Genomic DNA, 13,921 nt, shown 5'->3' with positions numbered 1-13,921 from the left:
TGTCGCAGTGCACTCCCTGACGGATAGCGTCCAAAGCACGTCCGTCGACCGTGTACGCTTTCAGAAACGGGATGTCGTGCTCGACCGCCTCGCCGATCTCACTGGTTTCGGCGCCGACGACGGCAAAGCCGTTGCGGGGCAGCGCGGGCCCGGCAGCACCTCAAAGCCGGGGCAGGACGCGAGGCGCGGAGGCGCGGGCATCACCGGGGTGTTCAACGGCAGGCCGGCGAACCAAACATCGGCTGACGGGCGGCGGAACAGTGAGGGTTAGCCGCAAACGACCGCCCTCACCGCCCTGCCCTCGCCAACGACCGGGCGATATCGACGATGTCGTCGCGCGAAGCAGTTGGGTTGGTCTGTCTTAACGTCACGACACTAATTCGATGGCACCGGACATGGACTTACCCCCCAGATGTCGCCGGCATATTCGGCGATGGTGCGATCGCTTGAGAACTTTCCTGAAGCAGCGATGTTCAGGATCGTTTTTCGGCTCCACGCTTCCGTTTCTCGATAGAGTGATTGAAGGCGGGAATCTGCTTCCATGTACGAGGTGAAATCAGCCAAATGCATGTACGTATCGCCGCCAACCAGAAGTATGTTGCGCAGCGCGTCGGTGATCATCGGCTCATTCCGCGAAAATTCACCCGAGAAGACGAGATCAAGGACAGCGCGTATCTCGGGCTCGTTCTCATAGTGCCAGCCGGGGCTATACCAGCCGCGGCTCTTTGCGACTTGGTCTGCCGTCAGCCCGAACAGGAAGAAATTTTCTTCGCCTGCGGCTTCGGCCATTTCGATAGTTGCACCGTCACGCGTGCCGATCGTGAGAGCACCGTTCATCATGAACTTCATGTTGCTCGTGCCGCTAGCCTCGTATCCCGCTGTTGAGATCTGGTTAGAAACGTCGCTGGCAGGAATAAGCTGCTCGGCGAGCGACACGCAGTAGTCAGGGAGGAATAACAGCCGAAGGCGACCGCGTACCAACGGATCGCCGTCGATCGTGGCGGCGAGGTTGTTCAAAAATTTTATAGTCAGCTTGGCCACGTGGTAGGCCGGAGCCGCCTTTCCAGCGAAGAAAAACGTGCGCGGCGGCATATCGAGATCAGGGTTCTGCCGCAGCCGACGGTACAGAGCGACGACCCGTAGCCCATTCAAGAGCTGTCGCTTGTATTCATGGATGCGCTTCACCTGGCTATCGAAAATCGTGTCAGGATCAACCAGAACGCCCGCTTGCGACTTGAGCCAATCAGCAAATCGGACTTTGGCCTTGCGCTTTGCCGTTCGGACGGCGGCAATGAACCCGCTGTCATCGGCAAGTAACCTCAGACGTTCGAGGTCCGCCGCGTTCGTTATCCAGCGGTCGCCGATAGCCTCAGAAATACATCCGGCAAGACCCGGATTTGACAGCAATAGCCAACGGCGCGGAGTGACGCCGTTTGTCTTATTGTTGAAACGACCAGGATAGAGCTCCGCGAGATCCCCCACGGTGACGCTTCGGAGCAGCTTCGAATGTATTTCTGCGACACCGTTGGTGCTATGGGAGCCTGCTATTGCGAGGTGAGCCATGCGCACCAACTGATTGCCCTGCTCGACAACAGCTATGCGCTCGATGCGGCCATTGTCCCCCGGCCAGCGGGTTTGCACCTCTTCCCGTAAGCGGCGATCGATTTCCAGGATGATTTCCAGATGCCGCGGAAGCATCAACTCAAACCAGCGTAGCGGCCACTTCTCCAACGCTTCCGGAAGGAGGGTGTGGTTTGTGTATGCAAGCGTCCTTTTCGTGATGTCCCATGAATGCTCCCAGCCAAGTTTTGCCGTATCCAGGAGGATCCGCATAAGCTCCGCGACGGCGAGACTAGGATGGGTATCATTGAGTTGGATAGCCACCTTTCCCGGCAGATCGTCCCAACTGCTGTTGCTGCTTTGAAAGCGTCGAACCAAGTCGGCCAGCGAGCACGCGACAAGAAAATATTCCTGCACGAAGCGAAGGCCTTGTCCCATGCTTGTCGAATCGTCCGGATAAAGAACGCGTGTTACAGTTTCCGCTGTCAGCCGTTCGGCCAGCGCGCCAACGAATTCCCCGGCGCTAAACTCCTGGAAGTCAAATACGTCGGGGGTTGCGGAGGCCCAGAGCCGCAATGTGTTTATGGTTTTTCCGCCATATCCTACTACGGGTCGGTCATAAGGGATTCCGAGCAAGCGCGAGGGCACGCCGGGGATGGCTTTCAGGCTTCCCCCGCGCACTTCGAACGAACATCCAAGCTCGACCGGCACTGCCAAGTGAGGTCGGGCAACCTCCCAGGGATCGGGCCTGCGCAACCAGTTGTCCGGTTGCTCGCGTTGCCAGCCATCTACAATCGACTGTTTGAAAATTCCGTACTCATAGCGCAAGCCATAGCCCATTCCCGGCAATTGCATCGTCGCCATGGACTCGAGGAAGCATGCTGCCAAGCGTCCAAGCCCGCCATTGCCGAGCCCGGCGTCGGGCTCTTCGATAAGCAAGGCCAACTCGTCCAATTGATGTCTATGAAAAAATCGAGCGGCAGGACCACCAAGCCCCAGGTTGACAATGTTGTTGCTGAGGGAGCGGCCAATCAAGAACTCCATGGAGAGATAGTAGATGCGTTTCGGGTTCTGACGACTATAGATCTCTTCCGTCTTTTCCCAGCGCTGGGAAAGGATGTCCCGAACAGAGCGCGCAACTGCTTCATACCGCTCACGGTTTCCTATCTCGCTTGATGCAAGCACGTTGTCGAATAGCAGGTGACGTTCGTAGAGCGCCTCGCCGCTGCCGCTCAACTTCAGGCGACCGCAGTCGTATTGCGGCGGTATGGAATCCACCGCATCCAATTCAGGGACTTGGGCAGATTTTTCCTGGTCGTCGGCCATTCCATATCTCCGAGCTTGTCGGTTGCGATCTTTGGATTGGTTTACGAGCCATCGAAGCGCCGCACACAAAACTGTGTTCTGACGATTGGGTTTGCGATGGCCTTCGACTTAATTCAGTTTCATAACAACACCACCATCGATCCTGCCGGCTTTCCTGCGGTCGAAGATCGAGTTGACGTTTTCAAGCCTGCCCCATCCAGGCGGGGACGCGTGCGAGAACGATGGTGCCCGAAACCAACGCAGGAGGGAAGCATGTTGCCATAAACGACGCGCATCACGAAATAGCCCGTGAGTTTGTAGTCCGTCCAGATGCCGAGTACCAAGAGGGTGCCGGCTGGCAGCGGCTTTCCGGATTTCGAGAGCTCGATCGTTTCGGGAAGACCAAAAGCTTCTTCCTTCGAGGAACCACGGTCGTAGGTCGCGTAGAGGACGAATTTGTCGAAGTCCGCGGGAACCGTAGCGCGATTGGTGTCCGCCCTCGCTCCCAGCCCAAGCAGAAGACGGATTGCGACCGTGACTGCGATGAGGGAAATTATGCGCGTAGAGAGCATGAGGAGCCGTTCTCGTTGCATTGGTTTTCGGTCAAGTCCCGCTAGGGGCCAGCAAGGCTTGGCTGGGCACCGCGTGGGTGCCCAGCATGACAAGCGTCATGCGGCTAGGCAGAGACGACGACCAGTTCCATCTGCATCTCGTTCATGGCCGCCATGTACCGTGATCTTGGAAAGGACCGCGTCGATCTCGATGAAGCCTGCAGGCGTCAGTTCCACGCGCAGCGCGCTGAGGTTCTCGTTGAGGTGATCGACGTTGCGTGTGCCGGGGATCAAAACGATGAACGGCTTCCGGGCAAGCAGCCATGCAAGTGCGATCTGCGCAGGCGTCGCGCCCTTTGTCCCGGCGTAATTCTTCAGGAAATCGACGATCGGCCTCGAGTTTCGACGGCGCACGACTGGAAATTGCCAAGGGCCCGCATGATAAAGCGGATTTGGGCGCGCACGGCCACAGCCGTGTCTTCTCCCTCCTGCACACGCTGCTCAACCAAGACCGGATGGAAGAACGGTAAGAACGCTGTGATCGCTCCTTGTGCGGCTTCCTCGGCGTCTTCGACCTTGAACTCACCTGCTTGCAGACCCTCGCGGATAAGTGCTCTTAGGATCGCCAGGATCTGCTCGTTATGGGCGTCAATGATTGTCCAACGTTCATTCATAGCAGCGGCGAGCAGCTCGTGGATGGGTCTCTCCTCCACCAATCTTCTCATGCTGTGCCGGTGAAGGGTATATAAGAGTTCGACAAGCCTTTTGCCTGCTGGCGCGTCCATGCGTGCGATCGCATGAGCAACTTCGGCAACCTCTTTGACGATAAGTCCGCAAACCGAACTGTTGATCGACGTCCTGGAAGGAAAGAAGCGATAAATATTCGCGCGGCTCATGCCGAGTTCCGAGGCGATGTCGGCAACCGACGTCTTATGATAGCCGATCCGCCGAAAATACAGCTCCGCCACCTCGAGAATCCGCGTCCGCGACTGCTCGGGATCAATTTCCATCGAGTCCGCCAGATTCATCATCGCCTCCCAGTTTGACGAAATGAATCCGGCGTGCCTGTCCGGACGATCACCCTACTTTGCCGAAAACCGCCTGATGTGGTGCATCGAGCAGAGCCACGGGAAAATCGCGTAGATCGCTTTCGGCAAAAGAACATTACTCAGCAGCCATAGCCGTTTGTAGCTCCACATCCTTCGGCGAATGTTCATGCATTTCAAGTTTCGTCGGCTTGATGCGGAACCAGGTGGCATAAAGAGCGGGAAGGAAGAGCAAGATCATCACGGTCCCGACCGCCGTTCCACCGATCAGCGTGTAAGCCATCGAGCCCCAGAACACCGAGTGGGTGAGAGGAATGAAGGCAAGGACGGCCGCGAGCGCTGTCAGGATGACGGGACGCGTTCGCTGCACCGTCGCCTCGATGACGGCATGGTAATCGTCGAGACCGGCCGCCTTATTCTCCTTGATCTGTTCGGTCAGAATCAGCGTGTTGCGCATCAGGATTCCAGCCAGTCCTATCAGTCCGAGAATGGCATTGAAGCCGAAAGGCTGATGGAAGAGGAGCAGCACCGGTACCACGCCGGCAAGACCGAGCGGCCCCGTCAGCATGACCATGGTCATCGTCGACAGGCTCCGGACCTGGAGGATGATGACGATCAGCATGGCCGCAATCATCGCCGGGAAGATCTGGACGAGAGCGACATTGGCCTTGAGCGATTCCTCGATGTTTCCGCCCATCTCGATACGATATCCGACTGGAAGCGAGGCGATCAGCGGCTGAAGCGCCTTCATAACCTGCTGCGAGACTTCCGGGGGCTGCGTTGCCTCGTTGATATCAGAACGGATCGTGATAAGAGGTGTTCGATCGCGACGCTTCAGGATCGGTTCTTCAAACCGGATCTCGGAGTGACCGATCTGATCGAGCGGGACCTGTCGGCCATCACGACTCATCAGCGAGAAATCTGCCAATCTTGAGGGATCGAGCCGGTTTTCGCCGGCACTGCGCGCAATGACAGGCACGTTGCGGATGTTCTCGCGAACCTGCGTGATCGGAATTCCGCTCAGCAGCAATTGCATCTCCTGGGCCGCCTCCACCGGCGAAAGGCCGATCAGGTTGAGCCGATCCTGGTCAGGGATAAAGCGCAGCCCGGGCGTGCGGTTGCCCCAATCGCGGTTTGCCTGGCGCACATCCGGCACGCTCTTCATGATGTCGAGAGCTTTCTCGGAGATCCGGTACAATTGCTGCGGATCGGGACCAGTTATTCGGAACTCCACCGGAAACGGCGTGTAGGGACCGAATACGAGCTGCGTGACGCGAACGTAAGCCTCAGGGGCAAGCCCGCTTGAGACGGCTGTCCGAAGACGTTGCTTCAACGCCTCGCGGGCCTCGGCGTCGGGAGTCAGCACGACGATCTTGGCGAACGATGGGTCCGGTAGTTCCGGCGCCATGGCAAAGAAGAAGCGAGGAGCGCCCTGACCCACATAGCTCGTGACGATCTTTGCCTCCGGCTGCTTCTGCAGCCACCCTTCAAGCTTTTCAACCGTCGCCGTCGTCGTCTCGATACTGGTGCCTTCGGGCATACGGACTTCGACAAGGACCTCGGGACGGTCTGACGTCGGGAAGAACTGCTGTTTCACCGCTCCCATTCCAACGACAGAGACCCCCATGGCGATGCCGACCACCGCACAGGTGACGAACTTGTGGCGCACGGTGAACTCGATCAGCCCCCGCAGGCGCCGGTAATTCGGCGTGTCATAGATGGCGTGATGGCCACCCTTGACCGGCTGGATAGCGGGGAGCATCTTGACGCCCAGGTAAGGCGTGAAGATCACCGCGACGATCCAGGATACGATCAGCGCAAAGCCCACGACCCAGAAGATGTTGCCGGCGTATTCGCCTGCGGTCGATCTGGCAAAGCCGACCGGCATCAATCCGATGATCGTCACGAGCGTGCCGGACAGCATGGGCGCTGCCGTATGGCTCCAGGCATAGGCGGCCGCCTTGATGCGACCCATCCCTTCTTCCATCTTCACCACCATCACCTCGATGGCGATGATGGCATCGTCGACCAGAAGGCCGAGCGCCAGGATCAGCGCACCGAGCGTGATACGATCGAAGAACCGCCCGGTCTCCAGCATGATGAGGAAGACGACGGCAAGCGTCAGCGGAACGGCCAGAGCCACGACGATGCCCACACGCCAACCGAGGCTGATGAGGCTGACGAACAGCACCACGCCGAGCGCCATGGCGAATTTCAGCATGAATTCGCCGACCGCTTCCTGGATGTTGACGGCCTGGTCGCTGACCTTGGCGAGCGTCATGCCGAGCGGAAGGCTTTGAGCGATCGTCGCAGACCTTTCTTCCAGCGCCTTGCCGAGTTCCAGTCCGTTCCAGCCTTGTTGCATCACCACGCCAAGCATGATCGCGGGCTCGCCATCGTGGCGAATGAGGTAGGTGGCCGGATCTTCATAACCGCGCCGCACTTCGGCAAAATCCGAGAGCTTCAGCGTACGTCCGGCTGCGACGATCGGCGTATCGGCAATCGCCTTGATGCCATCATAGGCGCCATCGAACCGAATGAAGACCTGCGGGCCGCGTGTATCGATCGACCCCGCCGGCGTCACGGTGTTTTGCCGCTGCAAAGCGGCCGCAATATCTTGCGCCGAAATCCCTAGCGTGGCGAGCTTGGCAAAGGAGAATTCGACAAAGATCTGTTCGGGCCGCTCGCCAAGGATGTTGATCTTCTTGACGCCCGGCACGTGCAGAAGATCCTGGCGGATTACCTCGGCCTGCCGCACAAGCTCGCGCATCGGCATACCCTTGGCCTTCAACGCATAAAGGGCGAAGCTGACATCGGAGTACTCGTCGTTGACAAAAGGACCAAGGACGCCCTGCGGCAAGTTCCGGGCCTCGTCTCCAAGCTTCTTTCGGGCCTGATAGAATTCCTCCTCGACTGCCGTGGGCGGCGTACTGTCCTTCAACGTGACGGTCGAAAAGGCGTATCCCGGCCGGGTCGTCGTTTCGACGCGGTCGTACCAGCTGAGCTCCTGGAGTCGTTTCTCAAGCGGCTCAGCGACAAGGTCCTGCATTTCGCGCGCTGTCGCGCCTGGCCACACGGACGTCACGGTCAGAGTCTTGATGGTGAACGATGGGTCCTCCGCGCGTCCGAGCTTGACGAAGGCATAGACGCCGGCCGCGGCCAAAAGGACGATGAAGAACAGGGTAACGGCTCTCTCGCGAACCGCGAGCGCGGATAGATTGAAGTTCATCAGTTTGCCGCCTCTGCCTGTTCTGCCTTCGTTCGAACGCTCGCGCCGTCCTGCAGCAGATGGGCTCCGAGAGCGACGACCGGCTCGCCTGCATTCAAGCTGGAAACCACAGCGGTCTCCTCACCCATTTGTTCTATTTTGACCTCCCTGAAATGGACGGTCGAAGATTTCCCGTCGAAGACCCAGACCCCGGTTCGGCTGCCGTCGTCCAAAACGGCGCCAACAGGCACTGCGGCATGCGATTGACCATTGCTGTTAGAGATCCTGATCGTCACTGTCGCGCCCAGCGGGGCTGACGCTGCCGCGCCATCCAGAACCCAGCGTGCTTCGTAGGTGCGGGTTTGAGGATCGGCGGCGTCAGAGATCTGCCGGAGCCGCGCCTTGTCCTGCCGGCTCTCGTTGCCGTAGATGCTGGCGTTGGCCATGTCGCCGATCTGCGGCCGCAGGGATTCCGGAAGCCAGACCAGCGCTTCACGCGGGCCGGCCTGTGCGAGGCGGACCACGGTTTGACCCGCTGTCACGACCTGGCCCGGCTCCCCCAAGGTTTCGACGATAGTCCCGTCGGCGTCAGCAACCAGCAGCGAATAGGTTGCCGCGTTTTCTGCGACCCTTGCATCCGCCTGTGCCGCGGCAAACTGCGCGGTTGCGGTGTCAAGCGCAGCCTTTGCCTGCTCGTAACGCTGCGGAGAGGCCGCCGCCAATCCGTTTTTCACCAACGCAGCGTATCGCTTCTCGTCGGCTTGCGCCTGGATCAGCACAGCCTCAGCCGAGGCGACCGCATTGCGTTTGGCCGCAAGTGCGAGTCGCAAATCAGTCTCATCGATGCGCATCAGCGGCTGTCCGGCCTTGACCTGCTCACCAACGTCCACATAACGCTGCACGATCTTACCGGGCACACGGAAACCCAGATTGCTTTGCACCCGTGCGGCGATGGTACCCGTAAAGGTACGTTCGGATGTGTCCGGCCTCTTTGCTTCCACCAACCTCACGAGGGGTGGCGCGATGCGAGGGTCGGCGGCTTGCGCCTTTCCTTCCGAGGACTCCGCGAGCACAACGAACGCTGCGGCGCCGGCAGTTGCCAGCAGACCGAAGGAGGCGAGAAGAATTTTGCGGCTCATGTCATTAACCCTTCTTGACGGGCGCAGCAACTAATTTAGATTGCGATCTAACTCTATGTGAGTTATAGATGTCAAGTGCAATCTAATTGGAGACCGATATGAGAGTCAGTCGCGCTCAGGCAGAAGCAAATCGTGAAGCGGTGATCAACGCCGCAAGCCGGCTCTTCCGGGAGCGTGGCTTCGACGGCGTCGGCCTAAAGGATTTGATGAAAGGAGCCGGCCTCACTCAAGGCGGGTTCTACAAGCAGTTCGAATCGAAGGATGATCTTGCGGCGCTGGCGTCGCGGCGAGCAATGGAGAGCGCGACGCGCAGGTGGTCGACGGTTGCTGCCGGAAGTCCAGACCCCCTTGAGGCGGTTGTCGGCCTCTACCTTTCGACTGGTCACCGGGGAGAAACCGGCGATGGCTGCCCGCTTGCGGCGCTTGGCTCCGATGCGGCGCGCCAGAGGGAAGAAGTACGAGCCCCGTTCCAGGACGGCATTGAAGCTCATCTTCAGATACTCGACGAATTGATCCCGGTCTCGGACGGCTCGAAACCTTATGACAAGGCCATGGCTGTCCTCTCCCTCATGGTGGGCGCCGTAACGATCTCCCGCATCCTGACTGATGAAGGCATGTCGCAACGTGTCCTCGAAGCCGCCGCTGATGCCGTCAAGCGCATCACGAGCTTCGCGGAAAAAGAATGAGATGTCAGCTCTGGGAGTTTCGTGTCTTTTGCATACCTCGCAGGACGCTGCCTTACAGAGCCGCCACTAACCTCACCTCGGCCGGTCTCACGGGCCCCATGAAAGATTGATCGCTGGAGAACGCATGCGTCGTATCGTTATCACAGGCATGGGTGCCGTCAGCCCGCTCGGAGCCGATGTATCGACATCCTGGGCTCGGCTCCTGGCCGGACGTTCGGGCATTCGACGCCTCGCAGACGAGGTCGTAGGAAATCTGCCCGCAAAGATTGGCGGCACGGTTCAGACTCTGGAGGAAGACCCCGAGGGCGGCTTCGACCCGAATACCGTGTTTGCTCCGAAGGATCAGCGCAAAGTCGACCGCTTTATACTTTTTGCACTGGCGGCAGCGGAAGAGGCCCTCACGCAAGCTGGCTGGAGACCGGTGTCGGAGGTGGACCGTCTTCGCACCGCAACAATCATCGCCTCCGGCATAGGAGGTTTTCCGGCCATAACCGAAGCGGTGCGGACAGTCGATCAGCGCGGTCCACGCCGCCTCTCGCCATTCACGATCCCGTCCTTCCTGGTGAATCTGGCGGCGGGCCAGGTTTCGATCCGTCATGGTTTCAAAGGTCCGCTCGGCGCACCGGTTACCGCTTGCGCGGCAGGTATTCAGGCGATCGGTGATGCGGCGCGCCTCATCCGCGCGAATGAAGCCGATATCGCCGTGTGCGGTGGAACGGAAGCATGCATGAACATCGTCAGTCTCGGTGGTTTCGCGGCGGCACGGTCTCTGTCGACCGGCTTCAACGACAAGCCTGACAAGGCCTCGCGTCCCTTCGACATGTTGCGTGACGGCTTCGTCATGGGAGAAGGTGCCGGCATCCTTGTCATCGAATCGCTGAGCCATGCGCTTGCCCGCGGCGCGAAGCCGCTCGCCGAACTTGTCGGTTACGGAACGACAGCGGACGCTCATCACGTCACCTCCGGTCCCGAAGACGGAGGCGGCGCACGCCGAGCCATGGAGATCGCGATTGCCCAAGCCGACATTTCGCCTGGTGAAATCCGCCATCTCAATGCGCATGCGACATCCACGCCGGTCGGCGACCTCGGCGAGATCAATGCCATCAAGAGCGTCTTCGGCGCCAATTCCTCGATAGCAGTAAGCGGCACGAAGTCGGCGACCGGCCACCTGCTTGGCGCCGCCGGCGGTCTCGAAGCCATCTTCACGATCCTGGCGCTCAGGGATCAGGTGGCGCCGCCAACCTTGAACCTGAACGCCCCAGATCCAGCGGCTGACGGAATAGACTTCGTAGCAAACGAGGCCCGACCATTGGAGATCGACTTTGCGATCTCCAATGGCTTCGGCTTCGGAGGCGTCAATGCCAGTGCGATATTCCGGCGCTGGACGGACAAACTGGCTGGCGCTTGAGCCGACCCGCTCCCGGCTCGGCGGGAACAATCCGCATTAACTGAGTGCCGCTGGTGACAACTTGGCCAATCGTCGTCACCGATGGATCCTGAACGGCGCCGTCGACAGGGCCTGAAAGTATCGTGTGGGTAGATGCGGCGTTAGCCTGCCCGAACTTTTGCTCGAGGTCGTCAACCTGTCTCGATGTCAGCGATTTTCTGGAGGTTGTCCGCGACGAAGCTATCTCGCACCTTGAAGAACGCTCGTCGCTGCCAATGTCGTGCTGGCATCGGCATGCCTCCCGTGCTGCATCAGGCAATCGAAATATACGGCGACCCCATCGAATGCTTGCTGGTGAGTTATGTCAGGGTTCATTTCGGATGGTCGAACGCGGGATCGATCCAACAAGGCGGCGTGTATACGGGTGCTGTGGGTTACTGATAATACGCTCGGTCGGTCCCTCCTCGACGATCTCGCCAAGATATAGGACATAAATGCGCTCGGTGATCTGGCGGACGACAGCGAGGTCGTGCGTGATGAAGAGATATGAGAGGCCTCGCTCAGCTTGCAGGCGCTTGAATAAGTTAAGCACCTGCGCCTGCACCGAGACGTCGAGGGCAGCTACTGGTTCGTCGCACACTAGGATTGCCGGTTTGACAGCCAGCGCGCGAGCGATGGCGACTCGCTGGCGCTCGCCGCCGGAAAGCGACACCGGGCGGCGGGTGGAGTATGCGGCAGACAAACCGACCTCGGCCAGCAGCCCCGCGATCCGTTCCGGCGTCGCTTTGCTATTGGCGTCCGCCGACGCCCCCAGGGCCTCGCCCAGGGCCTGCCCAACGCTATGCTTGGGATTTAGTGTCGAATATGTATCCTGGAAGATCATCTGGATTGTCTGCCGAACGCGCGCGCGGTCCGCCTTCGCCATGGCATCGAAATCCGCTGCCGCGATTCCGTTGATGCGGATGTCGCCTGCAGTCGGGCTTTCGAGACCGACAAGGCAACGCCCGATCGTGGTCTTTCCTGAGCCAGATTCGCCAACAAGGCCCACGCTTTCCCCGGGCATAACGTGTAACGACACACTTTTTACCGCGCAGATCGGACGGCCCTGTCTGCCCACGAATGTCTTGACGAGTGCGTCGATGCGAACGAGCGCCTCTGTGGCTACTGCTGGGCGCGGCGTTATCTCCGTCGCCGAGAGGGGCGCCATGCGCAGAAAGTCAAGTTCGCTCTGAATCTCGTCCTGACGGATGCATGCTGTCAACCGGGTCGTATCGCGAGCCACCAGCGGTGGTTTGCCGGTGCGGCAAATCTCCTTCGCCCAGTCGCAGCGGTTCGCGAAACCACAGCTGTCGACAACATCGGCCGCGCGCGGCACGAAGCCCGGGATCGCGACCAGGCGATGGACGCGAACATCGACGGGAGGTTCCGAGAGTAGAAGTCCCAAGGTGTAAGGATGCAATGGTTGTCGCTCCACGGCCGCGGCATCGCCGACTTCGAGGATCGAGCCGGCGTAGAGTACATAGATGCGCTGACAGGTCGCGAACGCGAGTCGTAGGTTGTGGGTCATGAGAATGAGGCTCATGTGACGCTCGCGCTGGACACGACGCAAGAGCTTGATGATCTCCGCCTGAGTCGTTACGTCGAGCGCCGTCGACGGTTCATCGGCAATAAGCAATTCCGGGTCGCGAGCGAGAGCGGCGGCAAGCGCGATGCGCTGGCACATCCCCCCCGACAGCTGGAATGGCATGCGGCAGGCGACGTCCTCCTCGACTATGCCCACTTCTGCGAGGCGTCTTTTCACCTCCTTCGCCCTTGCAGCGCGCGAGGCAAATGCGGGCCGATCACGCAGCATCTCGTCAATGTGGTCGCCGCACTGCATGAGCGGATTCAGCATTGTGAACGGGTCCTGCATGAGCATCGACACACGAAACCCGCGTATTTGCCGGAGTTCGCGCTCGGAAAGCCGCATCAGGGGGATGCCATCGAGCATGATGGTGCCAGTGGCATTGATGCCTGGCGGCAATATACCGGCGATGGCCCGTGCCGTGAGCGATTTACCGGACCCAGATTCGCCGACGATAGCAACGGTCTCGCCCCGCTTCACAATGATGTCCAAGGACGTTGTAATGGGCACGACACCGTGTGAGATCGCTAACTTCTCGACCTCGAGGAGCAGACTATCTTCACCTGCGCGCGCTACGGTTCTGTTCATTTTGCGAACCGCTCGAACAGCCAGTCGCCAATGAGGTTCATGCTGACGGCCGTAAGGATAATCATTCCTGCTGGCAGGAGCAATGCAACCGGATTGGAGAAGAGGATATTACGGTTTTCGAAGAGCATCCGACCCCAGTCGGGGGTCCCCGGCTCAACGCCAAGGCCGAGAAAAGATAGCCCGGCGAGATTGACCAACGCGAATGCAAAGTCGAGGACTACATACGCGAGAATGATCGGGCCGACATTCGGGAGGATGTGCAGGAACAGAATACGAGTTTTCGAGATCCCAAGAGTGCGCGCGGCCTCGATATAGGGAAGCGGTCGCTGCTCAAGGACCGCGCTCCGCACAATGCGCGTATCCGGGGCGGTGAAAAGGACGCCCAGGACGAGGACGGCAGTCCAGTATCCGCCTCCCACCACGCCGACGACGACGATCGCCACGAGCGGTCCCGGCAGCGCGAGCATGAAATCCACGCAACGCATGATCGCAGAATCGACGAAACCGCCAAGATAGCCAGAAAGAAGGCCAAGTAGGGTCGCTATTGCAAAGGCTCCGACGGCGACGACGATGGGGCCCACCAGGGCCGTTTTCGCACCGTAGATCACGCGCGACAGCACATCGCGGCCGAGTAGATCCGTGCCGGCAATGTGAACAGGGGAAGGCGGAGTATCGCCGACTTCAAGACGCTGGCGGAACGGTGAATCGGGGGCGATCCCCTCCCCGAGAACGGCGCAGGTTACCACGGCCGTGACAATCAGCGCGGCAAGGAGAATAACGATCGGAATGCGCAATCGCTGCTTCCTCCTCCCTGTCTCGCCGATCTC

The 13,921-nt window shown here is 59.7% G+C and carries 10 protein-coding genes; 2 read left to right on the top strand and 8 right to left on the bottom strand.

Annotated features, from left to right (window positions below):
• Positions 1-375: 375 nt before the first annotated feature.
• The 6 genes from FHT71_RS01820 to FHT71_RS01795 form a co-directional block, all read right to left on the bottom strand.
• Positions 376-2,886 (bottom strand): glycogen/starch/alpha-glucan phosphorylase, encoded by a 2,511-nt coding sequence (locus tag FHT71_RS01820; protein WP_132587998.1) that lies wholly within the window; start codon positions 2,884-2,886, stop codon positions 376-378.
• 119 nt (positions 2,887-3,005) lie between these two features.
• Complete coding sequence (locus FHT71_RS31310; protein WP_245505389.1) at positions 3,006-3,437, bottom strand: hypothetical protein; 432 nt, start codon at positions 3,435-3,437, stop codon at positions 3,006-3,008.
• Between the two features lie 96 nt (positions 3,438-3,533).
• Positions 3,534-3,830, bottom strand: a complete 297-nt coding sequence (locus FHT71_RS01810) for an aldo/keto reductase (RefSeq protein WP_165933024.1) — start codon at positions 3,828-3,830, stop codon at positions 3,534-3,536.
• On the bottom strand, positions 3,791-4,444 hold the full coding sequence (locus tag FHT71_RS01805) for a TetR/AcrR family transcriptional regulator (RefSeq protein WP_132588272.1): 654 nt from the start codon (positions 4,442-4,444) through the stop codon (positions 3,791-3,793). The genes FHT71_RS01810 and FHT71_RS01805 overlap by 40 nt, the downstream gene beginning before the upstream one ends.
• Positions 4,445-4,580: 136 nt before the next feature.
• Positions 4,581-7,691 carry an efflux RND transporter permease subunit gene (locus FHT71_RS01800; protein WP_132587999.1) on the bottom strand — a complete coding sequence of 1,037 codons (3,111 nt, stop codon included), beginning with the start codon at positions 7,689-7,691 and terminating at the stop codon, positions 4,581-4,583.
• Entirely contained in the window at positions 7,691-8,809 is a 1,119-nt protein-coding gene (locus FHT71_RS01795; protein ID WP_132588000.1) for an efflux RND transporter periplasmic adaptor subunit, read from the bottom strand. Before FHT71_RS01795 ends, FHT71_RS01800 begins: the two co-directional genes overlap by 1 nt.
• 98 nt (positions 8,810-8,907) lie before the next feature.
• Here FHT71_RS01795 and FHT71_RS01790 point away from each other — a divergent pair, with 98 nt between their 5' ends.
• Both FHT71_RS01790 and fabF read left to right on the top strand, forming a co-directional pair.
• The gene (locus FHT71_RS01790) at positions 8,908-9,495 is read left to right on the top strand and encodes a TetR/AcrR family transcriptional regulator (RefSeq protein ID WP_132588001.1); all 588 of its coding nucleotides are present in this window, start codon (positions 8,908-8,910) and stop codon (positions 9,493-9,495) included.
• Positions 9,496-9,619: 124 nt separating this feature from the next.
• Entirely contained in the window at positions 9,620-10,903 is a 1,284-nt protein-coding gene (gene fabF / locus FHT71_RS01785; protein ID WP_132588002.1) for a beta-ketoacyl-ACP synthase II, read from the top strand.
• A gap of 343 nt (positions 10,904-11,246) precedes the next feature.
• Here fabF and FHT71_RS01780 read toward each other — a convergent pair whose 3' ends face one another.
• A complete protein-coding gene (locus FHT71_RS01780; RefSeq protein WP_132588003.1) occupies positions 11,247-13,094 on the bottom strand; it encodes an ABC transporter ATP-binding protein in 1,848 nt (615 codons plus the stop codon).
• On the bottom strand, positions 13,091-13,888 hold the full coding sequence (locus FHT71_RS01775; protein ID WP_132588004.1) for an ABC transporter permease: 798 nt from the start codon (positions 13,886-13,888) through the stop codon (positions 13,091-13,093). Before FHT71_RS01775 ends, FHT71_RS01780 begins: the two co-directional genes overlap by 4 nt.
• Positions 13,889-13,921: the final 33 nt, after the last annotated feature.

The organism is Rhizobium sp. BK060 (genome assembly GCF_014193145.1).
Lineage (GTDB): Bacteria > Pseudomonadota > Alphaproteobacteria > Rhizobiales > Rhizobiaceae > Rhizobium.
This window is presented reverse-complemented; position numbering and strand designations above follow the sequence as displayed.